This window comes from Streptomyces sp. NPDC088730, from assembly GCF_044751215.1.
Classification (GTDB): Bacteria; Actinomycetota; Actinomycetes; order Streptomycetales; family Streptomycetaceae; genus Streptomyces.
The window spans coordinates 1-24,306 of record NZ_JBIVLK010000003.1; the positions used below are offsets into that span (position 1 = coordinate 1).

The 24,306-nt window shown below is 71.9% G+C and carries 17 protein-coding genes and 1 pseudogene; 3 read left to right on the forward strand and 15 right to left on the reverse strand.

Annotated elements, in window-relative coordinates; genetic code table 11:
- The 5 genes and pseudogenes from ACIP89_RS11980 to ACIP89_RS12000 form a co-directional block, all read right to left on the reverse strand.
- Positions 1-135: pseudogene (locus tag ACIP89_RS11980) on the reverse strand (ketol-acid reductoisomerase); the annotation flags it as partial.
- A gap of 97 nt (positions 136-232) precedes the next feature.
- Complete coding sequence (ilvN, locus tag ACIP89_RS11985; RefSeq protein WP_073738667.1) at positions 233-760, reverse strand: acetolactate synthase small subunit; 528 nt, start codon at positions 758-760, stop codon at positions 233-235.
- 22 nt (positions 761-782) lie between these two features.
- Positions 783-2,639 (reverse strand): acetolactate synthase large subunit, encoded by a 1,857-nt coding sequence (locus ACIP89_RS11990; protein WP_401920078.1) that lies wholly within the window; start codon positions 2,637-2,639, stop codon positions 783-785.
- Positions 2,640-2,856: 217 nt separating this feature from the next.
- Complete coding sequence (locus tag ACIP89_RS11995; RefSeq protein WP_401928175.1) at positions 2,857-5,694, reverse strand: putative bifunctional diguanylate cyclase/phosphodiesterase; 2,838 nt, start codon at positions 5,692-5,694, stop codon at positions 2,857-2,859.
- 283 nt (positions 5,695-5,977) lie between these two features.
- Positions 5,978-6,940, reverse strand: coding sequence for a 2-hydroxyacid dehydrogenase (locus ACIP89_RS12000; RefSeq protein WP_402114610.1), 963 nt, complete (start codon positions 6,938-6,940; stop codon positions 5,978-5,980).
- A 98-nt stretch (positions 6,941-7,038) separates the two neighbouring features.
- Here ACIP89_RS12000 and ACIP89_RS12005 point away from each other — a divergent pair, with 98 nt between their 5' ends.
- The 3 genes from ACIP89_RS12005 to ACIP89_RS12015 all read left to right on the forward strand — a co-directional run bounded on the left by ACIP89_RS12005 (position 7,039) and on the right by ACIP89_RS12015 (position 9,790).
- A complete protein-coding gene (locus tag ACIP89_RS12005; RefSeq protein ID WP_401928170.1) occupies positions 7,039-8,031 on the forward strand; it encodes an aldo/keto reductase in 993 nt (330 codons plus the stop codon).
- 321 nt (positions 8,032-8,352) lie between these two features.
- A complete protein-coding gene (locus tag ACIP89_RS12010) occupies positions 8,353-9,528 on the forward strand; it encodes a PQQ-dependent sugar dehydrogenase (RefSeq protein WP_402114613.1) in 1,176 nt (391 codons plus the stop codon).
- Between the two features lie 31 nt (positions 9,529-9,559).
- Positions 9,560-9,790, forward strand: coding sequence for a DUF6191 domain-containing protein (locus tag ACIP89_RS12015; protein WP_402114616.1), 231 nt, complete (start codon positions 9,560-9,562; stop codon positions 9,788-9,790).
- A gap of 248 nt (positions 9,791-10,038) precedes the next feature.
- On the opposite strand, the gene ACIP89_RS12020 is transcribed toward ACIP89_RS12015, so the two are convergent.
- The 10 genes from ACIP89_RS12020 to ACIP89_RS12065 all read right to left on the reverse strand — a co-directional run bounded on the left by ACIP89_RS12020 (position 10,039) and on the right by ACIP89_RS12065 (position 24,171).
- The gene (locus ACIP89_RS12020) at positions 10,039-13,218 is read right to left on the reverse strand and encodes an AAA family ATPase (RefSeq protein WP_402115197.1); all 3,180 of its coding nucleotides are present in this window, start codon (positions 13,216-13,218) and stop codon (positions 10,039-10,041) included.
- A gap of 58 nt (positions 13,219-13,276) precedes the next feature.
- Positions 13,277-13,456: a hypothetical protein gene (locus tag ACIP89_RS12025; protein ID WP_401920092.1), complete on the reverse strand. Its 180-nt coding sequence runs from the start codon at positions 13,454-13,456 to the stop codon at positions 13,277-13,279.
- 230 nt (positions 13,457-13,686) lie between these two features.
- The gene (locus tag ACIP89_RS12030) at positions 13,687-14,349 is read right to left on the reverse strand and encodes a hypothetical protein (protein ID WP_402114619.1); all 663 of its coding nucleotides are present in this window, start codon (positions 14,347-14,349) and stop codon (positions 13,687-13,689) included.
- Between the two features lie 126 nt (positions 14,350-14,475).
- Positions 14,476-16,701, reverse strand: coding sequence for an MMPL family transporter (locus tag ACIP89_RS12035; RefSeq protein WP_402114622.1), 2,226 nt, complete (start codon positions 16,699-16,701; stop codon positions 14,476-14,478).
- 197 nt (positions 16,702-16,898) lie between these two features.
- The gene (locus ACIP89_RS12040) at positions 16,899-18,158 is read right to left on the reverse strand and encodes an SLC13 family permease (protein ID WP_401928317.1); all 1,260 of its coding nucleotides are present in this window, start codon (positions 18,156-18,158) and stop codon (positions 16,899-16,901) included.
- Positions 18,159-18,240: 82 nt separating this feature from the next.
- On the reverse strand, positions 18,241-19,752 hold the full coding sequence (gene gatB, locus ACIP89_RS12045; protein WP_401928158.1) for an Asp-tRNA(Asn)/Glu-tRNA(Gln) amidotransferase subunit GatB: 1,512 nt from the start codon (positions 19,750-19,752) through the stop codon (positions 18,241-18,243).
- Between the two features lie 16 nt (positions 19,753-19,768).
- Positions 19,769-20,002, reverse strand: coding sequence for a hypothetical protein (locus ACIP89_RS12050; protein ID WP_073738655.1), 234 nt, complete (start codon positions 20,000-20,002; stop codon positions 19,769-19,771).
- Positions 20,003-20,007: 5 nt separating this feature from the next.
- Positions 20,008-21,516 carry an Asp-tRNA(Asn)/Glu-tRNA(Gln) amidotransferase subunit GatA gene (gene gatA / locus ACIP89_RS12055; protein ID WP_401928155.1) on the reverse strand — a complete coding sequence of 503 codons (1,509 nt, stop codon included), beginning with the start codon at positions 21,514-21,516 and terminating at the stop codon, positions 20,008-20,010.
- A 6-nt stretch (positions 21,517-21,522) separates the two neighbouring features.
- Positions 21,523-21,819: an Asp-tRNA(Asn)/Glu-tRNA(Gln) amidotransferase subunit GatC gene (gatC, locus tag ACIP89_RS12060; protein WP_003966094.1), complete on the reverse strand. Its 297-nt coding sequence runs from the start codon at positions 21,817-21,819 to the stop codon at positions 21,523-21,525.
- A gap of 180 nt (positions 21,820-21,999) precedes the next feature.
- Positions 22,000-24,171, reverse strand: a complete 2,172-nt coding sequence (locus tag ACIP89_RS12065; RefSeq protein WP_401920105.1) for a putative bifunctional diguanylate cyclase/phosphodiesterase — start codon at positions 24,169-24,171, stop codon at positions 22,000-22,002.
- Positions 24,172-24,306 lie beyond the last annotated feature (135 nt).

The following is a 24,306-nucleotide window of genomic DNA, read 5'->3' on the forward strand; positions in this document are numbered from 1 at the left end:
GACACGGACGTCGACACCCGAGTCGCGCAGCGACAGCGCGTGGGCGTGGCCCTGGCTGCCGTAGCCGAGGACCGCGACCTTGCGGCCCTGGATGATGGACAGGTCGGCATCGTCGTCGTAGAACAGCTCGGCCACTGGGTCTTCTCCTTGTGTGCGGGTGTTGCGTCCCACCGTACGGCGGGGTGCGTCGGTTGCGTTTTCGGGTCTCGCCATACGAGCGGCGAGGAGGCGGCTACGCCGTGCGGTCGAGGGCGCGCAGCGACCGGTCGGTGATCGAGCGCGCGCCGCGTCCTATGGCGATGGTGCCGGACTGGACGAGCTCCTTGATGCCGTACTGCTCCAGCATCTTGAGCATCGCCTCCAGCTTGTCGGCTCCGCCGGTCGCCTCGATCGTGACGGCCTCCGGGGAGACGTCCACGGTCTTGGCGCGGAACAGCTGGACGATCTCGACGATCTGGGACCGGGTCTCGCTGTCGGCGCGGACCTTCACCAGGACGAGCTCGCGCTGGATCGCAGCGGCGGGCTCGAGTTCGACGATCTTCAGGACGTTGACCAGCTTGTTGAGCTGCTTGGTCACCTGCTCCAGGGGCAGGCCCTCGACATTGACCACAATGGTGATGCGGGAGATGTCGGGATGTTCGGTGGTACCGACCGCGAGCGAGTCGATGTTGAAGCCGCGGCGGGAGAACAGCGCGGTGATCCGGGCGAGGACACCGGGCTTGTTCTCGACCAGGACGGAGAGCGTGTGCTTGGTGGACATGAAGTCGGTCTCTCTCTGTCTCTCAGTCGTCTTCGTTGTCGCCGAAGTCGGGGCGGACGCCGCGGGCGGCCATGACCTCGTCGTTGGAGGTGCCGGCGGCGACCATCGGCCACACCATCGCGTCCTCGTGGACGATGAAGTCCACCACGACGGGGCGGTCGTTGATCGAGTTCGCCTCGGCGATGACCTTGTCCAGGTCGGCCGGGTCCTCGCAGCGGATCGCGTAGCAGCCCATGGCCTCGGACAGCTTGACGAAGTCGGGCACCCGGGTGCCCTTCGCCGCGTTGCCGTCGGTGTCGGCGCCGGAGTGCAGCACGGTGTTGGAGTACCGCTGGTTGTAGAACAGGGTCTGCCACTGGCGGACCATCCCGAGCGCGCCGTTGTTGATGATCGCGACCTTGATCGGGATGTTGTTGAGCGCGCAGGTGGTGAGCTCCTGATTGGTCATCTGGAAGCAGCCGTCACCGTCGATCGCCCACACCGTGCGGTCCGGCATCCCGGCCTTGGCCCCCATCGCCGCCGGCACCGCGTACCCCATCGTCCCCGCACCGCCCGAGTTCAGCCAGGTGGCGGGCTGCTCGTACTTGATGAAGTGCGAGGCCCACATCTGGTGCTGGCCGACGCCCGCCGCGAAGATCGTTCCCTCCGGGGCGAGTTCGCCGATCCGCTCGATGACCTGCTGCGGCGAGAGGCTGCCGTCGTCCGGCAGGTCGTAGCCGACCGGGTAGGTGTCGCGCCACCGGTTGAGGTCCTTCCACCAGGCGGTGTAGTCGCCGGTGTTGCCCTCGGTGTGCTCGGCCTGGACCGCCTGGACGAGATCGGCGATGACCTCACGGGCGTCCCCGACGATCGGCACGTCGGCGGCGCGGTTCTTGCCGATCTCCGCCGGGTCGATGTCGGCGTGCACGATCTTGGCGTACGGGGCGAAGCTGTCCAGCTTGCCGGTGACCCGGTCGTCGAACCGGGCCCCCAGGGCGACGATCAGGTCGGCCTTCTGCAGCGCGGTGACGGCGGTGACCGCACCGTGCATGCCGGGCATCCCCACGTGCTGGGGGTGGCTGTCGGGGAAGGAGCCGAGCGCCATCAGGGTGGTGGTGACGGGCGCTCCGGTGAGCTCGGCCAGGACCTTCAGCTCGGCGGTGGCGCCGGCCTTCATGACGCCGCCGCCGACATACAGCACCGGGCGCTTGGCCTGGGCGATGAGCTTGGCGGCCTCGCGGATCTGCTTGGCGTGCGGCTTGGTGACCGGGCGGTAGCCCGGCAGGTCCATCTGCGGCGGCCAGGAGAAGGTGGTCTTCGACTGGAGGGCATCCTTGGCGATGTCGACGAGGACCGGTCCCGGGCGGCCGGTGGACGCGATGTGGAAGGCCTCGGCGATCGTGTGCGCGATGTCCTCGGCGCGGGTGACCAGGAAGTTGTGCTTCGTGATCGGCATGGTGATGCCGCAGATGTCGGCTTCCTGGAAGGCGTCCGTACCGATGGCGGCGGAGGCCACCTGGCCGGTGATCGCGACCATGGGCACGGAGTCCATGGCCGCGTCGGCGATCGGGGTGACGAGGTTGGTGGCACCGGGCCCCGAGGTGACCATGCAGACACCGACCTTTCCGGTGGCCTGTGCGTAGCCGGTGGCCGCGTGGCCCGCGCCCTGCTCGTGACGGACCAGGACGTGACGGACCCGGGTGGAGTCCATCAGCGGGTCGTACGCCGGGAGAATGCAGCCGCCGGGGAGGCCGAATACCGTATCGGCCCCGACTTCCTCAAGAGAACGAATCAGGGACTGCGCGCCCGTGAGGTGCTCAACGGCGGCGGAGGACGATCCGCCGGTACGGGCTCGCGGCTGGGGATGGTGGGCCCCGGTGGCCTGCTCGGTCATCGGCATTCTCTTCTCGAAGCTGAGGGTTTTTGCGAGTGTTTTACGACGTTTTGCGTGGTACCGGTGCAACAAAAAACCCCTCGTGCCGTGAGGCAAGCGAGGGGAGCGCGCCGGTGCGGTCTGCAGAGTGTCAGTGAGGGACTCTGCTTCAGCCGACGCGCTTTCCAAGTACGAGAATTCGGGTGCGCATGGCATTGACCCTCTCTCCGACGCACTCGGCGTGTCAAGTGGGTGGGACGGGCGTCTCAGTATGTGATCCGGTGAGGAGCGGGATCGAGCCGCCCGTCAGGACCTGCTGCGCGATGCTGCCGCCGGGCACCGGGAAGTCACCGCGGACCAGCACGCGGCGCAGCCGGTACTCGTCCAGCGGTCCGGAGAAGGCCAAGCCCTGGCCGTGCGTACAGCCCATGGCGCGCAGGGCGAGGACCTGTTCCGGTACGTCGACGCCGTCGGCCACGGACTGCATGCCGAGGTCGCACGCGATCCGCAGCAGTCCGCTGGTGATCTTGTGCAGCCGGGCGGACTCGACGACACCCTCGACCAGGCCGCGGTCCAGTTTCAGTACGTCGATGGGGAGCCGGCGCAGGGCGTTGATCGCGGCGTAGCCGCTGCCGAAGCCGTCGAGCGCGATCCGCACGCCGAGTCGGCGCAGGGCCACCAGCCGCTGTTCGAGTTCGTCGAAGGAGACTCTCGGGTCGCTGTCGGAGACCTCGATCATCAGCGCCCCCGACGGCAGCCCGTAGCGGGTGAGCAGTGCCTCGACGGAGCCGAAGGGCATCGCCTTGTCGAGCAGCCGGCGGGCGGAGAGCCGGACGGCGACGGAGACGTGGTGTCCGGCGCGGGCCCGGTCCGCGGCCTGCTCGACGGCCTCTTCGAGGAGCCAGCGGCCCAGCTCCGCGGTGCGGTCGCTGTCCTCCGCGACGCGGAGGAACTCGGCGGGGGTGAACAGGATGCCCTGGGCGGAGCGCCAGCGGGCCTGGGCGGCGACGGCGGCGACCGTACCGCTGGTCAGATGCACCACGGGCTGGTGGAGGAGTGCGAACTCGCCGTCGCGCAGGGCGGTGCGCAGCCGGACGGCCAGTTCGGAGCGGCGGACCACCTCGGCCTGCATCTGGGGGGCGTACAGCTCGACGCGGTCCTTGCCGCCCGCCTTGGCGCGGTACATGGCGAGGTCCGCGTTGCGCATGAGGTCGTTGGGGGTGATGGCCGGCTCCGCGAAGGCGACGCCGATGGAGGCGGTGACCCGGACCTCTCCGGCGCCGATCCGGTAGGGCCGGGAGAGGGTGAGGCGCAGCCGGTCGGCGATCTCGTGGACCTGGTACTCGCGGGCGGTCTGCTCGCGGCTGCCGTCCCCGACGATGAGGGCGGCGAACTCGTCACCGCCGAGCCGGGCGGCGGTGTCCCCGGCCCGTACGGAGTCCTGGAGGCGGCGGGCGGCCTGGATGAGGAGCTCGTCGCCCGCCTGGTGGCCGAGCCGGTCGTTGGCCGCCTTGAAGCCGTCCAGGTCGATGAAGAGGACGGCGGTGCCCGCGTCACCGGACCGGCGGCCGCCGAGGGTGCGGCGGACCCGGTCGGTGAAGAGTGCGCGGTTGGGCAGGTCGGTGAGCGGGTCGTGCTCGGCGTTGTGCTGCAACTGGGCCTGCAGCCGGACCCGTTCGGTGACATCGCGGCTGTTGAGGATCAGCCCGCCCTGGTGGCGGTTGACGGTGGACTCGACGTTCAGCCATTCGCCGCTGCCGGACCTGAAGCGGCACTCGATACGGGTGGTGGGCTCCTCTGCCGGTGGGGCGGCGAGGAAGCGGCGCACCTCGTGCACCACGGCGCCCAGGTCGTCGGGGTGGATGATCGAGGAGAGCTCGGCACCGACGAGGTCCTCCGCCTCGCGCCCGTAGACACCGGAGGCGGCGGGGCTGACGTAGCGGAGTATGCCGGTCGGGGCGGCGATCATGATGACGTCGCTGGAGCCCTGCACCAGGGAGCGGAAGTGGTTCTCCTTCTGGGCCAGTTCCTGGGTGAGGGCGATGTTGTCGACGAGCATGATGCCCTGCCGGACGACCAGTGCGAGCACCACCGTGCAGCCGGTGAAGACCACCACCCGGTCCACTCTGCGGCCCTCGATGACGTTGTAGAGGATGCCCAGCGTGCAGACGGCGGCGGCGAGGTAGGGCGTCAGCGCGGCCAGCGAACCGGCGATGGGGCGGCTGGTGGTCCGCGGTACGGGCCGCTCCTGGACAGCATGGTCCTCCGCCCGGCCCGCTCCCCAGGGGGCGTAGGCGAGGAGCAGCGAACCGGCGAACCAGCCGGCGTCGAGCAACTGCCCCGAGTGGTACGTCTGGCGCAGCAGCGGCGAGGTGAACAGGGCGTCGCACAACACGGTCAGGGCGAGGGCGGCGATGGCCGTGTTCACCGCGGCGCGGTTGACGCTGGCACGCCGGAAGTGCAGCGCGAGGACCATGGAGACCAGCACGATGTCGAGCAGCGGGTAGGCCAGCGAGAGCGCCGCCCTCGCCACGCTGGCGCCCTCGACGTCCGCCAGATGTGCCGTGTGGGCGAGGGCGAGGCTCCAGGAGAGCGTGAGGAGCGATCCGCCGATCAGCCAGGAGTCGAGTGCCAGGCAGACCCAGCCGGCCCGGGTGACGGGGCGCTTGGCGAGGACGAGCAGTCCGACGATCGCGGGCGGCGCGAAACAGAGATAGAAGAGGTCCGCGAGGGAGGGGCTGGGCACCGGCAGCCCGCGCACGAACTCGTACCACCCCCAGACCGCGTTGCCCCCGGAGGCCATCAGCGAGGAGAACGAGAACAGCAGCCAGGCGGGCCGGAACCGGTTGTCCGCCGCGCGTGCGAAGAGGAAGCAGGAGACGGCGGCGGCCAGGGCTGCGGTGCTGAGGCCGAAGTCACCCATGAAGAGCGCCAGCCGCACCGAGCCCCAGCCCAGGCCCGCGCCCACCGCGTATCCGGCGCAGGCGAGGCCGAGGAGGAGCTGAGGGAGGAGGGCGGGCGTCCTGCCGACGGCCGACCGCCGGGCCAGGAGCGCTCCGCGGGTGCTCGCCGGCGCGCTCAACGGGGCGCTCCCGCGGTCTGCGGACGGCCGCGGCGCCGGCGCACCGGACGCCCCGCCGGCCGTCTGCGGTCACCCCGCCATGTCGGATCGTTCACCCATCGGCCGTACATCGCCCGTCGCCCCCTCGCGTGTGGCTTCCTCCCCGGCGCCGTCCCTTCCACGGCGCAGCCTCCCTTTCGGACGATACACCAGACTCGTCACGCAGGGACATAGTTCCTCTACTCTCCGTGACGACCTGGGGACTTGTCGCCACGGAGTGCCGTGGAGCGTGCTCGCAGCGTGTTCAGCCGGTGGTGCGTACGACGTTGTGGACCGGCTCCCCCGCGGCGAAGCGGCTGAGCTGTCCGGCGATCAGACGCTTGGCCCTCGGCAGGAACGCCGAAGTGCTGCCGCCCACATGAGGAGTGATCAGGACGTTCGGAGCATGCCAGAGTGGATGGCCGGAAGGGAGCGGTTCCGGGTCTGTGACGTCGAGTGCGGCGTGCAGCCGGCCGGACTCGAGTTCGGACAGCAGGGCCTTGGTGTCGACGACGCCGCCCCGGGCGACGTTCACCAGCAGCGCCCCGTCCCGCATCGCGGCGAGGAAGTCCGCGCCCACCAGCCCTTGCGTGGAAGGGTTCAGCGGGGTGGACAGAATCACGATGTCGGCCTCGGGCAACAGCGCGGGCAGGTCGTCGAGCGTATGTACGGGCCCGCGTGCGGTGGTCCGCGCAGAGCGCGCGACGCGCGCCACCCGCGCGCACTCGAAGGGCGCGAGCCGGTCCTCTATCGCCGAGCCGATCGATCCGTACCCCACGATCAGCACCGACTTGTCGGCGAGCGCCGGGTAGAACCCGGACCGCCACTCCTCGTCGTCCTGGCCGCGCACGAAGCCGGGGAAGCCGCGCAGGGAGGCGAGGATCAGGGCGAGCGTCAGCTCGGCGGTGGACGCCTCGTGGACCCCCTTGGCGTTGCACAGCCGCACACCGGCGGGCAGCAGGCCGAGCCCCGGCTCGACGTGGTCGATGCCCGCGGAGAGCGTCTGCACGACCCGTACCGCGCTCATCCCGGCGAGCGGGCGGACCGCGACCTGCGGGCCCTTCATGTACGGAACGACATAGAACGCGCAGTGCGCGGGGTCGGCAGGGTACTCCTGTCCGCCGTTCCAGAAACGGTAGTTGAGACCCTCGGGAAGCCCTTCGATCCCGTCGGCCTCGATCGGCAGCCACACATCGGGGGCCGCGGTGGAATTCATGGTGGAAGTCATGGTCAGGAGGCTATGCGACGGCGCGCGGGGAGCAGAGGTTAGTTTGTGGGTGCGGAGTGTGGCCCCCTGCCGGCGGGGCCGAGGAAGGGTGCGGGGAGTTGGAGCGCAGGAGTCTCGGCGCGGCGGCGCTCGCCGTGGGCGCGGTCGGTCTCGGCTGCATGCCGATGAGCTGGGCGTACGGCGCCCCGCGGCAGCGCGGCGACGAAGCCCTGCGCGCGGTGCACGCGGCGCTCGACGCGGGCGTCCAAGTGCTCGACACGGCCGACATGTACGGACCGTTCACCAATGAGCTGCTGTTGGGGCGGGCGCTCAAGGGGCGCCGCTCCGAGGCCTTCGTCTCCACCAAGTGCGGACTGCTGGTGGGCGATCAGCACATCGTGGCCAACGGCCGGCCCGGCTATGTGCGGCGGGCGTGCGACGCCTCGCTGCGCCGGCTGCAGACCGATGTGATCGATCTGTACCAATTGCACCGGGCCGACCCCGAGGTGCCGGTCGAGGAGACCTGGGGCGCGATGGCGGAGCTGGTGGCCGCGGGGAAGGTCCGGGCGCTGGGGCTGTGTGCGATCGGGGCACGGGCCTCGCGCCGGCCGGGTGCGCGACTGCACGACGGAACGATCCGGCAGCTGGAACGGGTGCAGCAGGTCTTTCCGGTGAGCGCGGTGCAGGCGGAGCTCTCGGTGTGGTCGCCGCAGGCGCTGGAGTCGCTGCTGCCGTGGTGTGCGGCGCGGGGTGTGGGGTTCCTGGCGGCGATGCCGCTGGGCAACGGGTATCTGACGGGGACCCTCACGCCGGGGCAGGGCTTCGAGCCGGAGGATCTGCGGGCCCGGCACCCCCGGTTCACCGCCGAGATGATGGCGGCGAACCAGCCGGTGGTGGTGGGGCTGCGGCGGGTGGCGGAGCGGCACGGGGCGACGCCCGCGCAGGTGGCGCTGGCCTGGGCGCTGCGGCAGGGGCCGCAGGTGGTTCCGGTGCCCGGGACCAAGCGGGAGCGCTGGGCGGTGGAGAACGCGGGGGCGGCCGGTCTGCCGCTGACGGCGCAGGACCTGGCGGAGATCGACCGGCTGCCGCCGGCGCGGGAGTCGTGGGACTGAGCGCGGGCGCGCGGACACCGGCCACTGGCCTCGATCACCGGCCGCTGGTCCGTGAGCACCGGCCGCTGAATATCTGGTCTCTGGGCTGGTCCCTGGTCTCTGATCGAGAAAGTCTGCCGTCATCGGGAACCTCGGGGCGGGCCGCGGTGTAAGAACAGTAGACAGGCGGCCGTCGAAGGGATCGGTGCGGTGATCGGATCTGGGCAGGACCCGATGAGGAGTCGGACGACGCCTCATGGGAGTGGTCGCCTCGCGCGGCTGAGCAGGACACGGCTGAGCAGGGCGCGGCTGGGCCCGGGGGCCGGGGTGCGGCGTGGGGCGGTGGCTCTGCTGGCGAGCGGTGCCCTGGTGCTCGCCGTGGGGTGCTCGTCGCAGGAGGGGGCGGAGAGCACGGCGGGCCAGGGCGCGAGCTCACCGGCCGGGCCCCGGAAGACCGGATCGAGCACGCCGGCCCCGTCCGCCTCGCGTCCGGCGGCCGATCTGCCGCCCGCGAAGGGCTCGGTGAAGGTGGTGTCGACCCTCACGGAAGGGCTGGACTCGCCGTGGGGCCTCACGGCCCTGCCGGACGGCGACCTTCTGGTGTCCTCGCGCGACAAGGGGACGATCACCCGGGTGGACGCGGAGAGCGGGAAGAAGACACTGCTGGGCGCCGTGCCCGGGGTGGCTCCCGACGGGGAGGGCGGGCTGCTGGGGATCGCGGTCTCCCCCACCTTCGGCACGGACCATCTGGTGTACGCGTACTTCACCACCGCCTCGGACAACCGCATCGCCCGCATGCTCTACGACGAGAAGGGGACGACACCCGGTCAGCTGCTGGGCGCTCCCGACACGATCCTGCGGGGCATCCCGAAGGGCTCCATCCACAACGGGGGACGGATCGCGTTCGGCCCGGACCACATGCTGTACGCGGGGACGGGCGAGACGGGGGATCACGGCTATGCGCAGGACAAGAAGTCGCTGGCCGGCAAGATCCTCCGGATGACGCCGGACGGGGAGCCCCTGCACGGCAACCCGCAGGCCGACTCCGTGGTGTATTCGTACGGTCACCGCAATGTGCAGGGCCTCGCCTGGGACAGCCACAAGCAGCTGTGGGCTTCCGAATTCGGCCAGGACACCTGGGACGAGCTGAACCGGATCGTGCCCGGTGGGAACTACGGCTGGCCGGACGCCGAGGGCAAGGCGGGCGAGAAGGGTTTCCTCGACCCCGTGGCACAGTGGAAGACGTCCGAGGCGTCCCCGAGCGGCATCGCCTACGCCAAGGGTTCCATCTGGATGGCCGGTCTGCGGGGTGAGCGGCTCTGGCGGATTCCGCTGTCCGGTGACGAGAGCAAGGAACCTCTGGCGGCCCCGCAGTCGTTCCTGAAGGGGAAGTACGGCCGTCTGCGCACGGTGCTGGCGGCGGGCGGCAACAAGGTCTACCTCGTCACGAGCGAGACGGACACCCGTGGCACCCCGAAGCCGGGAGACGACAAGATCCTGGTGCTTGAGGTGCGGTAGCGGCTACAGCAGGCGGAAGGGTGCGCGGCCCGTGTTCAACTTCTTCGAGGAACTCTTCGCACCCGGACGCAAGCACGCCGCTGAGGAGCAGCGGCGGCTGGAGCTGAGCCGGGTGGATCTCGGCATCGGTGACCCGGCGCGCGGCCCGATAGACCTCACCTCGGGCAAGGTGGTGGTCCGCCGGCCGGACACCGAGGACACAGCACCCGGGGACGCGGAGCCCGGGGACGCGGGTACCGGAGAGCGCGGCGGAACGGTGTAGCTGTCCGCGTCCCCGCGAGGGAGCCTCGGCATCCTGGCGCTCGCCCTCGGCACCGTCCCCGCGTCCCCGCGTCCCCGCGTCCCCGCGCGTCCCCGCGTGCCCGCATCCCCGCGTCCCCGCGTCCCCGCGCGTCCCCGCGTGCCCGCATCCCCGCGGGCGAGCTGCCGGACAGCGCGGCCCCTCCCCCGCCCTCCCCCTCGTCCCCCGTTCCGGTCGCAGGCCCCCGCCCTGCCGCCGGCTCCGGGGCCTCAGGAGCCCGTGGGCGTCCGGTAGAGGCGGAGCCGGTGGGCGAGCGCGGCGGCCTCACCCCGGCTGGCCACCCCGAGCTTGGCCAGGATGTTGGAGACGTGCACGCTCGCGGTCTTGGGCGAGATGTACAGCTCCTCGGCGATCCTGCGGTTGGTGTGGCCGTCCGCGACGAGCCGGTGCACGTCCTGTTCCCGCCGGGTCAGCCCGAAGGACTCGACCGCAGCGGCGGCCGCGGCCCGGAGCTGCCCCTCGGAGCGGTCCCGGCCGGTCCGCTCGTCGGTGGCGCCGTCGCCGTCGGGGACCGTGACGGCCTCCAGGATCTCCGCCCCGGACCCCGAGCCGGAGCCGCCGGCCGGACCAGGGCCGCGAAGCGCGTCGGGGGTGGCGAGGGTGATGCGGGCGCGGCCGGCCAGCAGCTCGATGGTCTCGGTCAGCGGGCGCGCGCCCAGGCGCAGGGATGTGCCGTGTGCCTCGCGCAGCAGGGCGGTGGCCGCGGCCCGGTCTCCGGAGGCCACGAGCAGGGACTCGGCCCAGCGGTGACGGATCTGGGCCAGCTCGTACGGGCGGCACAGCGGGGCGAAGGCCTTGGCCGCCCGGGACCAGTGGCCGGGGGTGTCGAGGCCCTCGGCACGGGCCAGTTCGGCATCGACGAGCAGACCGTAGGCCGCCCACACCGGGACGAGCATCGGCAGTCGCTTGAGGTGGCTGCGGATCAGCGCGAGGTTCGCCGGCCGCCCCGGCTCGGTGGCGGGCAGGCCGCGGGCATCGGCCTCGGCCGCCGCGACGGCGTACAGCAGAGGCAGGGCGTAGCGCTGGGTGCCGGTCGGGAAGCCGGTCTCCGCCTGGGCCTCGAAGGCCGTCCGGGCCTCGCTGAGGCGGCCCTGCTGCACGGCGAGGACGACGGTGTGGCGCACGGCGTTGATGAAGTGCTGGGGCTGCGGGTCACGTGAGCCGAAGCTTCGCTTGTTCAGGGCGAGTTGCCGTTCGGCCTCGTCGAAGTCTCCGCGCGCCAGGGCTACTTCGGTGCGGCGGGCGGCGACCAGGCCCTGGGCCTTGCGGGACTGCGCCACCCGGGCGGCGGCCTCCGCGGTGGCCAGGGCCTCGTCCCAGTGGCCGAGCGAGTACAGGGACATCGCCTGGTTGGTGCGGACCCAGGCCTCCGTGTCGGCTATGCCGTGGCTGTGGCAGATCTCGATCCCGTGATCGGCGGCGGAGACCGCTTCCAGGGAACGGCCCATGGCTTCGAGGGTCGAGGGGAGGTTGATGCTCGCGCGGCCCATGACGCCGACGAGGCAGAGCTCCTCGGCCCGGTCGCGGACGGCGTACATCTCCGCGATGCCGTCGTCGGCGTCTCCGGCGTCCGCGGTCAGCCAGCCCCGGGTGAGACGTGCGTGCAGCTCGATGTACTCGTCACCGACCAGCCGGGCGTACTCCACGGCGCGGTCCGCGGCGGCGAGGGTATCGGCGCCGGGGCGGTGCAGGGCGCCCCAGCCGGCCACGCTCATCAGGACATCGGCGTGCACGGCCGACGGGGGCAGTCCGCGGACGAGTTCCTCTGCGGTGGCCAGTTCCTCCCAGCCGTCGCCCCGGGTGAGGTCCTGGACCAGCCGGGAGCGCTGGACCCAGAACCAGGCGGCGCGCAGTGCGTCGTCCTCGCCCTCCAGGATGCGCAGGGCCTTCTTGCAGAGAGTGAGGGCCCGTTCGCGGTCGCTGCCGAAGCGTGCGGCGACGGTGGCCTCCGCCATCAGGTCGAGGTACCGCAGCGGGGTGGCGTTGTCGCAGCCACAGGCCGGGTAGACCTCGGCGTAGTCGATGGGGCGCAGCGTGGCGCGGATCGCCTCCGGGGCGTCGTCCCACAGCTCCATCGCCCGTTCCAGCAGCCGCAGCTGCTCGGAGAAGGCGTGCCGGTGGCGCGCTTCGACCGAGGCCCTCAGTACGGCGGGCAGCGCCTTGGCCGCGTCGTGCGCCCCGTACCAGTAGCTGGCCAGGCGGGTGGCGCGCTCCCCGTCGCGGACGAGGGTGGGGTCGGCCTCCAGGGCTTCGGCGTAACGGCGGTTGATCCGGGAGCGTTCGCCCGGCAGCAGGTCGTCGCTGACGGCCTCGCGGACCAGGGAGTGCCGGAAGCGGTAGCCGTTGCCCTCCGGGGTGGTGAGCAGCAGATTGGCGCCGACCGCTCCCCGCAGGGCTTCGATGAGGTCGTCCTCGGCGAGGCCGGCGACGGCGGCCAGCAGTTCGTACTCGACGGTGGAACCGCCTTCGGCCACGACCCGGGTGACTCGCTGGGCGTCGTCGGTGAGTGTTTCGACCCGGACGAGCAGGAGGTCGCGCAGCGAGTCGGGGACTCCGGCGCCGTCACCGCACTCCAAGCTGCAGGCGAGCTCCTCGACGAAGAAGGCGTTGCCGTCGGAACGCTCGAATATCTCGTCGACCAGGGCGGGTTCCGGGGTGTCGGCGAGGATGCCGGCGAGCTGGCGGCGGACCTCGGCCCGGCTGAAACGGTTGAGCTCGATGCGGCGGACGGTGCGCAGCCGGTCCATTTCGGCCAGGAGCGGGCGCAGCGGGTGGCGGCGGTGGATGTCGTCGGCCCGGTAGGTGCCGACCACCACGAGGCGGCCCGTGCGCAGCGTACGGAACAGGTAGGCGAGGAGGTGCCGGGTGGAGGCGTCGGACCAGTGCAGGTCCTCCAGGACCAGGACGACCGCGCGCTCCGCCGAGATGCGCTCCAGCAGCCGGCCGGTGAGCTCGAAGAGCCGGGCGGTGCCGTGCTCGTCGGCCGAGTCCCGCCCGGGTTCGCCCAGTTCGGGAAGGAGCCGGGCCAGCTCGCTCTCCTGCCCGGCGCAGGCCGCGGCCATCTCGTCGGGGAGCGTGCGGCGCAGGGCGCGAAGGGCCGCCGAGAACGGGGCGTAGGGCAGACCGTCCGCGCCGATCTCCACGCAGCCGCCCACGGCGACGACGGCCCCCCGGCGGGCCGCCACCGCGAGGAACTCCTCGACCAGACGGGTCTTGCCGACGCCCGCCTCGCCGCCGACGAGCAGCGCCTGCGGTTCTCCGCAGGCGCTGCCGTCCGGTCCGGCGCCCTTCGCGGTGGCGCGTGCGAGCGCGTCGGTGAGCGAGGTGAGTTCTTCTGCGCGGCCGACGAACACGGGGCTGACTGACCTGGTCTCCACGAAGCCGAGCATCGCATACGCGTCTGACAGCCCGGATCCGGGAAGCTGGACCGGCATGGTCTTCCGGCCCTTACGCGGCGTGCGCGAACCGCTGCCGTTCGCGGTCCGCACTCACCTTCCCCCCGCGTTCCTGGCGTGCCGAACTGCGGGCGGCCCGGTCGGCGCGACGTGCTTCCCGGGCGAGCCGCTCGGCGTCGGCGCGGCGGATCAGTTCGGCCTGCATGACCTTGTGGAGCTCGTACTCGTACATGCGATTCCCCTGGTGACGTGGGCCGTTGGGCCCGGTGGCGGCAGTTCGTCTGCCGTGTCTCCACTCTCGTCCTCCGAGGGGTGCCGGCGCATCGGGCGAGTTCCGCATCTCCGGCGGGCCGGTGCCTTAGGCGGGTGCCCGTGTCACCGCACACGGACCGTGAACGCCCCCGCGGATGCCTTAGGCGGCTCCGGGGGGCGCCGTACGGGAGGGGGTGCCTGTCCGCCGGGTCAGCTTCCCGCGGTCGTCGCGGCCGCGGTGGGCAGGGCGACGATGAGGTCGAAGTACATGCCCACGGAGACCAGTACGCCGATCACGCCGAGCGCGATGCCGCCCTTGGCCACCGCGCGGACCCAGCCGGCCTGCGGGTGCGCGGAGGGGGCGCCGAACGCGGGCCGGACCAGGACGTAGCAGCCGACCAGCAGGGCGACGATCCCGAAGAGGCCGTTGACCAGGGCGGTGGCGTGCCAGGCGTCGCCGTAGATCTCGGAGATCTGCTGGGCGGCCGAGCCGCCGGACGATGTCTTGATCTGCCCGATCAGGGTCTCGCGCTCGGCGGCGACCCGGCCGCTCCAGGCTCCGGTGAGCGAGACGATGCCGAGGCCGACGGAGACGACGGCCGCGGCGGCGGTGCCGAGACCGGCGGACTCCTTGTCGGACCCGTCGTCGTCCAGACCGTCATCGAGGCCCTCATCGAGGTCGAAGCCCTGTTCCGCCCCGTCGCCGCGGTCCGCGGGCTCCGTGTCCGCCTTGTCGAGCCGCCCCGCCGTCTCGGGTCGCTCCGCCGCGCCCTTGGCGCCGGCGGTGTCTGTGGCGGCATTCTCTGCCGTCTTCTTCTCTCCGTCGCCCTCGGCGACGGGAGCTGTGGGAGTGAGGGGAGTGGTGGGGTTCATTTCCCGCACGCTAGGCGTCCCGGATGAGAACGTTCTTAACGCGCCGCGGCACCCGGCTCCCGCGCCCCGCTCCCCCGCCCGGCACAGCCGCTCCGAGCCGCTCCGGTCCGCTCTGAGCCGCTCCGGTCAGCGAACGCGCCGGGTGGCCGGTACCGCCGCCCCGTCCGGGCTCGCGTCCGCCGCCGGGATCCGCGTGCTCGGCGACCGGCGTTCGGGCGGCTCGATGCTGAGCCGCGGCAGTCTGCGGTCCAGCCAGCCCGGCAGCCACCAGTTCGCCCCGCCCAGCAGATGCATCAGGGCGGGAACCAGCAGCGTGCGCAGCACGAAGGCGTCCAGCGCGACGGCCGAGGCGAGCGCGATCCCGAACATCGCGATGACCCGGTCGCCGCTGAGCACGAAGGCGAGGAAGACCGAGATCATGATCACCGCGGCCGAGTTGATCACCCGGCCGGTCTCCGCCAGGCCGACCCGGACCGCCCGCCGGTTGTCGCCGGTCTCCAGCCACTCCTCGTACATCCGGCCGACCAGGAACACCTGGTAGTCCATGGAGAGGCCGAACAGTACGGACACCATGATGACCGGCAGGAAGGGTTCGATCGGGCCGGAGCTGCCCAGCCCCAGCAGTTCGCTGCCCCACCCCCACTGGAAGACCGCGACGACCACGCCGAACGAGGAGGCGACCGCCGCCATGTTCATCACCGCCGCCTTCAGCGGGATGCCGACCGACCGGAAGGCCAGCAGCAGGAGCAGGCAGCCGAGCCCTATGACGACCCCGATGAAGAGCGGGAGTTTGCCGATGATGATCTGCGCGAAGTCGTCGTAGCTGGCCGTCACGCCGCCCACATGGGTGCGCAGGGAGGTGTTGTCGGCCGCCCGCGGCAGTACGTCCGTGCGGAGCCGGTCGACGAGCGCGCTGGTCCGCTGGGACTGCGGTGCCGAGTCCGGTACGACGGTGACGAACGCGGTGTCGCCGCTGGAGTTGTACGTGACCGGGTAGGCCCACGCGACTCCGTCGGTGTTCCGCAGCGTCGCGGGCAGCGCGTCCATCGCCAGCCGGTCGTCCGCGCCGTCCAGCTGCGCGGCGATGGTCAGCGGTCCGTTGACGCCGGGGCCGAATCCGCCGGCCAGCAGGTCGTACGCCTGCCGGGTGGTCGAGGACTTCGCGTTGTTCCCCTGGTCGGAGCTGCCGAGGTGGAGCGAGAAGGTGGGGAGCGCGAGGACCAGCATCACCGCCACCGCGATTCCGCCGAGCAGCTTGGGGTGCCGCTCGACGAAGGCGGACCAGCGCGCGGCGAACCCGGTGGGCAGGTCCGGCCGGGGCCCGTCCTGGGCGAGCCGTCTGCGCTCGCGCCCGCTGAGCGCCCGCGTGCCGATGAGGGACAGCAGGGCTGGCAGCAGGGTCACGGCGGCCGCCACGGTCAGCACGACGGTGAGCGAGGCGGCGACGGCGACTCCGTTGAGGAAGTCCAGCCGCAGGATCAGCATGCCCAGCAGCGCGATGCAGACGGTGGCCCCGGCGAAGACGACGGCGCGTCCGGTCGTGGCGACCGCGTACTGCGCCGCCTCCGGGACGCTCATGCCGCGCCTGAGCCCCGTGCGGTGCCGGGTGACGATGAAGAGGGCGTAGTCGATGCCCACCCCCAGCCCGACGAGCATGCCGAGCATGGGGGCGAAATCGGCCACCGTCATCACGTGTCCGAGCAGCGCGATGCCCGCGTACGCGGTGCCGACCGAGACGAGGGCGGTGGCGATGGGCAGCATGCTGGCGGCGAGCGAGCCGAAGGCGAGGAAGAGCACGACGGCCGCGACGACGACCCCGACCGCCTCGCTGAGGTGTACGGCGGGCGCCTCGGTGAGGGCTACGGCCGAGCCGCCCAGTTCGACTTGGAGGTGGGTGCCGGAGGCGGCCTTCGCGGTGTTGACGACCGCCCGGGCCTGCTCCACCGGTACGTCGTCGGCCTGCCGGTCGAAGGTGACCGTGGCGTAGGCCGTGCGCCCGTCCGCGCTGATCTGTCCGGCGCCCTCCTGGGTGTAGGGCCCGCTGACGGCGCCGACGCCGGGCAGCTGTCCGACCGCGTGCAGGGTCCTGGTCATCTTCTGCTCGACGTCGGCCGCCCGCACGGTGGAGTCGTCGGTGTGCCACACGATGGTGTCGGTGTCCCCGCCGAGATTCGTGAAGCCGCTCTTCAGGAGCGCGGCGGCGTGGCCGGATTCGGTGCCGGGTGCCTCGTAGTCGTTCGTGTAGGCACTCCCCGCGATCACCGCGCCGGCGGCCGTGCCGCCGAGGGCGAGCAGCCAGAGGAGGACGACGGCGAGGCGGTGTGCGATGCACCAGCGTGCGATGGCAGCCAAGGGACGAGCTCCCTGCGGGTTCGTGGTCTCCGCGGCGGCTCGGCAGAACCGTCCGCGGGAAAACGCATGACCTTGAGAACCGTCACTCTGACAGCCAACTGTGATCATTTGCCCGATTCGTGGCCTTACTCACAGGCGTCGGGTCCGCGTACGGGCGGACCTGGCTTCGGCCGTCCGGCGGACTCGCCGAGGCCGCCTCACACCCCGATCACCCGCAGCGCCCCCCAGAGCGCGACCGTCGACACCGCCAGCGTCGCCGGTACGGTCAGCAGCCCGAGCCTGGTGAAGTGGCCGAGTTCCGGCGCCTCGTCGTGCGTGTGCAGGATGCGGCGCCACAGCAGGGTGGCGAGCGAGCCGACGTACGTGAGGTTCGGGCCGAGGTTCACCCCGATCAGCGCGGCCAGCAGCGGCCCCGGTCCGGCCGCCGCGACGACCGGGAGCAGCGCGAGGATCGCCGGCAGGTTGTTGATCAGGTTGGCGAGCACCGCCGCGACCGCGGCCACCGCGAGCAGCGCGCCCAGCGAGGATCCCTCCGGCAGGAGCCGGGTGATGCCGGTGCCCAGGCCGTGGTCGACGACCGCCTTGACGACGACGCCCAGCGCCAGCACGAACAGGCAGAACGGCACGTTGGCGGAGCGCGCCAGTCCCTTCGCGGTGGTCTCCCGCCTCACCAGCGCCCGTACGGCCAGCACGACGGCGCCCGCCAGCGCCGCCCACAGCGGTTCCGCGCCCGCGAACGAGGTCACGACGAATCCGCACAGGGTCAGCACCAGGACGACCAGGGTGAAGACGGGCAGTTCCGGCCGGTCCTCGTCCCGCTCCGGCGGGTGCGCGCCCGCCGCCAGGTCCGCCGCGAAGAACCGGCGCAGGATGACGTACTCGACGGCGATCGCCGCCAGCCACGGCAGCGTCATCAGGGCGGCGAAGCGGGTGAAGGAGAGACCGCTGGCCGTGAACGCCAGGAGGTTGGTCAGGTTGGAGACGGGGAGCAGGAGCGACGCGGAGTTGGCGAGGTGCGCGCAGGCGTACACGTACGGGCGGGGGCGGGCCCCGACGCGGGCCGCGGTCGCGAGGACGACCGGGGTCAGCAGGACCACGGTGGCGTCCAGGCTGAGCACCGCCGTGATCGCCGAAGCGACGACGAAGACGCCCGCGAGCAGCGGGCCGGTCCGCCCGCCGCAGGCGCGGGCCACCAGGTCACCGGCGGCCCTGAAGAGCCCCTCGTCTGCGCAGAGCTGGGCCAGTACCAGGATCGCGGCGAGGAATCCGACGACCGGCAGCAGGTCGACCAGCTGGGACCTGGCCTCGGGCCAGGAGACCGCGCCGAGCGCGATCACGAGCACCGCGGCGGGCACGGCGACGGTCGCCTCCGGCAGCCCCCTGGGGCGCACGACGGCGAACGCCAGCACCCCCAGCAGGAGGGCGACGGAGACGATCTCGGCGGTGACGGTGTTCAGCGGACTCTCTCCGGACCGGTGAAAGGGGCGGTGCGCCGGGTGGGACCCGGTGCACCGCCCCCTCGGGACGTGCGGGAAGGGCTCAGCCCTCGACGCCGAGCTTCTCCAGGATCAGCTCACGCACCCGGGCCGCGTCCGCCTGGCCGCGGGTGGCCTTCATGACAGCGCCGACGAGCGCGCCGGCCGCGGCGACCTTGCCGCCGCGGATCTTGTCCGCGATTCCGGCGTTGCCCGCGATGGCCTCGTCGACCGCCGTGGACAGCGCGCCCTCGTCGGAGACGACCTTCAGGCCGCGCTTCTCGACGACGGTGTCCGGGTCGCCCTCGCCCGCGAGGACGCCTTCGAGCACCTGGCGGGCCAGCTTGTCGTTGAGGTCGCCGGAGGCGACGAGCTCGGCCACCCGGGCGACCTGCGCCGGGGTGACGCCCAGCTCGTCGAGACCGCGGCCGGTCTCGTTGGCGTTACGGGCCAGCTCGCCCATCCACCACTTGCGGGCCTGGTCGGCGGGGGCGCCCGCGTCGATCGTCGCGACGATCAGCTCGACCGCGCCCGCGTTGAGGATGGACTGCATGTCGTGCTCATTGATGCCCCACTCCTCCTTGAGCCGGGCGCGGCGCAGCCGGGGCAGCTCGGGCAGCCCGCCCCGCAGCTCCTCGACCCACTCCCGGGCCGGGGCGACCGGCACCAGGTCGGGCTCGGGGAAGTAGCGGTAGTCCTCGGCGTTGTCCTTGATGCGGCCGGCCGTGGTGGAGCCGTCCTCCTCGTGGAAGTGCCGGGTCTCCTGCACGATCGTGCCGCCGGAGTTCAGCACCGCGGCGTGGCGCTGGATCTCGAAGCGCGCGGCCCGCTCGACGGAACGCAGCGAGTTCACGTTCTTCGTCTCGGAGCGGGTACCGAACGCCTCGCGGCCGTGCGGACGCAGCGACAGGTTGACGTCGCAGCGCATCTGGCCCATCTCCATCCGGGCCTCGGAGACGCCGAGCGCCTTGATGAGCTCGCGCAGCTCGGCGACGTACGCCTTGGCGACCTCGGGCGCACGTGCGCCCGCTCCCTCGATCGGCTTGGTGACGATCTCGATGAGCGGGATGCCCGCGCGGTTGTAGTCCAGCAGGGAGTGGGACGCGCCGTGGATACGGCCGGTGGCGCCGCCGACGTGGGTCGACTTGCCGGTGTCCTCCTCCATGTGGGCGCGCTCGATCTGCACCCGGAAGATCTCCCCGTCCTCCAGCTGGACGTCCAGATAGCCGTCGAAGGCGATCGGCTCGTCGTACTGGGAGGTCTGGAAGTTCTTCGGCATGTCCGGATAGAAGTAGTTCTTCCGGGCGAACCGGCACCACTCGGCGATCTCGCAGTTCAGCGCGAGACCGATCTTGATGGCGGACTCGACGCCGATCTCGTTGACGACCGGCAGCGCGCCGGGCAGCCCGAGGCAGACCGGGCAGGTCTGCGAGTTGGCGTCCTGCTTGAGCTCGGTGGAGCAGCCGCAGAACATCTTGGTCTTGGTGCCCAGCTCGACATGGACTTCGAGGCCCATGACGGGGTCGTACGCCGCGAGGGCGTCCTCGTACGACTCCAGGTCAATGACAGCAGTCACGGTGAAACTTTCCCTCTCAGCCCAGCAGGACGTCGTCGTCGCCGAGACGCTTCAGTTCGCGATAGAGGATCGCGAGGCCGGTGACGATGGCGGCGGCGGACACGGTCGCGTCGATGAGGCGCAGCGTGTCGTTGTCGTTCCGCGCGAGCCTGATCTGCTTGGCAACACTGATCGCGCCGAACGCGGTGCTGCCGAGCGATACGTACAGCCCGGTCTTGGACTTCTTGAAGTTCGTGGCCTTCTTTGCCATGGCACTCACAGCGACGGAGCCTCCTCAAGCAGTGGGTGTCCCCACCTTTCCACGAAGGCGGCCTCAACGGCGGCTCCGACCTTGTACAGCCGGTCGTCCTTCATGGCGGGGGCGATGATCTGCAGACCGACCGGCAGGCCGTCCTCAGGTGCCAGGCCGCAGGGCAGCGACATGGCGGCGTTGCCGGCCAGGTTGGCCGGAATGGTGCACAGGTCCGCGAGGTACATGGCCATCGGGTCGTCGGCGCGCTCGCCGATCGGGAAGGCGGTGGTGGGTGTCGTCGGGGAGACGATCACATCGACGCCGCCTTCTCCGAAGGCCTTCTCGAAGTCCCGCGTGATCAGGGTGCGGACCTTCTGCGCGGAGCCGTAGTACGCGTCGTAGTAGCCGGAGCTGAGCGCGTACGTGCCGAGGATGATGCGGCGCTTGACCTCGTCACCGAAGCCGGCCTCGCGGGTGAGCGCGGTGACGTCCTCCGCGGACCTCGTGCCGTCGTCCCCGACGCGCAGGCCGTAGCGCATGGCGTCGAAGCGGGCGAGGTTCGAGGAGCACTCGGACGGCGCGATCAGGTAGTACGCCGAAAGGGCGAGGTCGAAGGACGGGCAGTCCAGCTCGACGACCGTCGCGCCGAGCGACTTCAGCAGTTCGACCGACTCGTCGAAGCGCTGGACGACGCCGGCCTGGTAGCCCTCGCCGGAGAACTGCTTGACGACTCCGACGCGCATGCCCCGTACGGAGCCGTTGCGGGCGGCCTCGACGACCGGCGGGACCGGGGCGTCGATGGAGGTCGAGTCGAGCGGGTCGTGTCCGGCGATGGCCTCGTGCAGCAGCGCCGCGTCCAGGACCGTGCGGGCGCAGGGGCCGCCCTGGTCGAGGGAGGAGGAGAAGGCCACCATGCCGTAACGGGAGACGCCGCCGTAGGTGGGCTTGACGCCGACGGTGCCGGTGACGGCGGCGGGCTGGCGGATGGAGCCGCCGGTGTCCGTGCCGATGGCGAGCGGGGCCTCGAACGACGCGAGGGCCGCGGAGGAGCCGCCGCCGGAGCCGCCCGGGATGCGGGTGAGGTCCCACGGGTTGCCGGTCGGGCCGTAGGCGCTGTTCTCGGTGGAGGACCCCATGGCGAACTCGTCCATGTTGGTCTTGCCGAGGATGACGACGTCGGCGGCCTTGAGCCGCTTGGTGACGGTCGCGTCGTAGGGCGGGACCCAGCCTTCGAGGATCTTCGAGCCGACGGTGGTCGGCATGTCCTGCGTGGTGAAGATGTCCTTGAGCGCCAGCGGGACGCCGGCCAGCGGGCCGAGCTTCTCGCCCGCGGCCCGCTTCGCGTCGACGGCACGGGCCTGCGCGAGCGCGCCCTCGCGGTCGACGTGCAGGAAGGCGTGGACCTTCTCGTCCACGGCCTCGATCCGGGCCAGGTGGGCCTCGGTGACCTCGACGGCCGTGAGCTCGCCGGAAGCGATCTTCGCGGCGGTCTCCGCGGCGGTGAGCTTGATGATGGTGCTGATGTCCGTCATGGCTTTTTAGTCCTCCCCCAGGATCTGCGGCACCTTGAAACGCTGCTGCTCCTGGGCAGGGGCGCCGGAGAGCGCCTGCGCGGGGGTGAGCGAGGGACGGACCTCGTCCGCCCGCATGACGTTGGTCAGCGGCAGCGGATGGGAGGTCGGCGGTACGTCTTGGTCGGCGACCTCGGAGACGCGGGCGACCGCGCCGATGATGTCGTCGAGCTGACCGGCGAAGTGATCGAGCTCTTCGCCCTTCAGCTCCAGACGCGCCAGCCGGGCGAGGTGGGCGACCTCCTCGCGCGTGATGCCAGGCATGCAGCGATCCTCAGGGGTTGGTGTGTGGTTTTGGCCGGACGGACGGTGGAAATGTGCCGCCGACCCCCAATCCTATGGGGTGTCCGGGTGCGCGAAATCAAGCCCGTCCGGCTATTGAGGACAAAGCGGCCGCCGGACGCCTCCGGCTCGCGTCACCGCGGCGCCGCACCCCGTGCCGTCCTACGTCGTCGCCGGCCGCGAGCCCGCCGTCCGCCCGGACGGCCGCTGCTCCGGCTCGGGCGTCGCGGCGGCGGCCACACTCGCCGCGGCTGCCGCGGCCGCCGCCGCTGCCGCCAGCTCGGCCGGCCGCCGCCATCCGTGCTCGCCCCGCGCCCGCAGCCACGCGGTCGTCTCCTGCGGCGGCATCGCGGCCGCCACCAGCCAGCCCTGCACCGCGTCGCAGCGCAGGTCCCGCAGCCGCTCCCAGGTCTCGTCGTCCTCGACGCCCTCCGCGACGACCAGCAGGCCCAGCGAGTGCGCCAGGTCGATCGTGCAGCGGACGATCTCCGCGTCCTCGTGGTCGATGGCGAGCCGGGCCACGAAGGAGCGGTCGATCTTGAGCTCGCTGACCGGCAGCCGGCGCAGGTGCACGAGGGAGGAGTACCCCGTGCCGAAGTCGTCCAGGGACATCTTCACGCCGTGCCCGGTCAGCCCGGCCAGCGTGTCCGCGGCCCGCTGCGGGTCCTCCAGCAGCACGTGTTCCGTTATCTCCAGCTGCAGGGCGCCCGCCGGGACGCCGTGCCGGGCCAGCCGGGCCGCGACGCCGCCCGCGAATCCGGGGGTGTGCACATCGCGCGGGGAGACGTTGACGGCGACCGGGACGAACAGCCCCTGCGCCCGCCACCGGGCGACCTGGGCGAGTGCCGTCTCCAGTACGTACTCGGTGAGGTGCGGCATCAGCCCGGACGACTCCGCGATGGCGATGAACTCGTCCGGAGGGACCCGCCCCCGCTCCGGGTGCACCCAGCGGACCAGGGCTTCGAGGCCGGCCACCTGTCCGTCGAAGCGGACCTTGGGCTGGTAGTGCAGCTCGACCTCGCCGGCGTCCAGCGCACGCCGCAGGTCACCGAGGAGCCCGAGCCGGTCCGGGGTGTTGCTGTCGCGCTTCGACTCGTACACCTCGACGCCCGTGCGGTCGCGCTTGGCCTGGTACATGGCCACGTCCGCGCGGCGCAGCAGCCCCTCGGCGTCCTGCGCGTGATCGGGGTAGACGGCGACACCGGCACTGGCCTCCAGCACCAGGGTGAGCCCGTCGAGGTCCAGCGGGGAGGAGAGCGCGGCGACCAGATGGCGGGCGACCCGCATGGCGCTGGTGGTGGAGTCGGCGGTGGGCAGCAGGACGGCGAACTCGTCGCCGCCGAGCCTGGCCGCCTCCGCCCCGCGCGGCAGGGCCAGGCGCAGCCGGTCCGCTATCTGCAACAGCAGCCGGTCCCCGGCCAGATGGCCGAGGGTGTCGTTGACCGCCCGGAAGCGGTCGAGGTCGATCAGGACCAGTCCGGCCCGGGAGCCGACGCTCTCGGCCTCCTCCAGGGCCGTCCAGGTGCGTTCCAGCAGCCACTGGCGGTTCGGCAGGCCAGTCAGCGGGTCCCGCAGCTGCTCCTCCGCCCGCGCTCGGGCGATCCAGAGCGTGGAGTCGAGCGCGATCAGCGGGACCGCGAAGAGCGGCAGCAGGACCGGCATGGCCATGGCGACGACGCAGATCAGCGGTGCGATGCCGAGCAGCGCGACCGCGACGAGGCCCTGGCGCAGCAGCGCGGTGCGGGCGGCGGTCGGCAGTCCGCCGCCCTGGGGTGAGCGGGCGTACCAGAGCAGCACCCGGGTGACGAGCAGGTAGGTGGAGGCGGCGAGGAGGACTTCCGGGATGACGTCGATGCCCCAGTCGAGTGGCTGCCAGGGCGACTCGACGGTCTGCACCTCACCGAACGCGGCCATGACCAGTGCCGCCGCGCCCACCCCCAGGATGTCCACCGCTCCGTGCAGCAGCCCCTGCCACCAGCGGTGCCGTCGGGCCATCCCGACGAGGACGACCACGACCAGGCTGACCAGTCCGGCGGGCACCCAGCCGTAGAGCAGCAGCACGGCGAGCGTGAGGGCGGCCCCGGAACCGGTGCCGCCCCACCAGCGGTCGCGGCCGAGCGCGACCAGGTGGCCGACGACGATCCCGGTGAGCACGGCGAGCGACCAGCCGGCCTTCCCGTCCGGGAAGATCGCGTGTCCGCCGCTCACGGTCCGGTAGAAGCCGGCCGCGAGCTGGACGGTGGCGAGGCCCACGACGACGGCACCCACCTTGGGCGTGAGTCCGGCGAAACCCTTCAGCCGCGACACCGGTGCGGCGTTCTCGGTCGGTTTCATTCCGTCCCTCTCACAGCCGGCGGTGCCGATGTCACCTGATCGTTCCGTTCCCTGCCACCGCGCCCCGCACACCCGGTGGCCGGGCTCCGCGGGCGCACCCCTCAACAGTAGGCCGCAGAGGGCTTCCAGGGGCAG

Bases quoted from the DNA above. Each gene is read 5' to 3' on its own strand.
- ACIP89_RS12025 (WP_401920092.1), bottom strand. From the start codon at position 13,456: ATGTACGAGTACGAGCTCCACAAGGTCATGCAGGCCGAACTGATCCGC.
- ACIP89_RS12065 (WP_401920105.1), bottom strand. From the start codon at position 24,171: ATGAAACCGACCGAGAACGCCGCACCGGTGTCGCGGCTGAAGGGTTTC.
- ACIP89_RS11990 (WP_401920078.1), bottom strand. From the start codon at position 2,639: ATGCCGATGACCGAGCAGGCCACCGGGGCCCACCATCCCCAGCCGCGA.
- ACIP89_RS12000 (WP_402114610.1), bottom strand. From the start codon at position 6,940: ATGACTTCCACCATGAATTCCACCGCGGCCCCCGATGTGTGGCTGCCG.
- ACIP89_RS12020 (WP_402115197.1), bottom strand. From the start codon at position 13,218: ATGCTCGGCTTCGTGGAGACCAGGTCAGTCAGCCCCGTGTTCGTCGGC.
- gatA (WP_401928155.1), bottom strand. From the start codon at position 21,516: ATGACGGACATCAGCACCATCATCAAGCTCACCGCCGCGGAGACCGCC.
- gatC (WP_003966094.1), bottom strand. From the start codon at position 21,819: ATGCCTGGCATCACGCGCGAGGAGGTCGCCCACCTCGCCCGGCTGGCG.
- ACIP89_RS12050 (WP_073738655.1), bottom strand. From the start codon at position 20,002: ATGGCAAAGAAGGCCACGAACTTCAAGAAGTCCAAGACCGGGCTGTAC.
- ilvN (WP_073738667.1), bottom strand. From the start codon at position 760: ATGTCCACCAAGCACACGCTCTCCGTCCTGGTCGAGAACAAGCCCGGT.
- ACIP89_RS12030 (WP_402114619.1), bottom strand. From the start codon at position 14,349: ATGAACCCCACCACTCCCCTCACTCCCACAGCTCCCGTCGCCGAGGGC.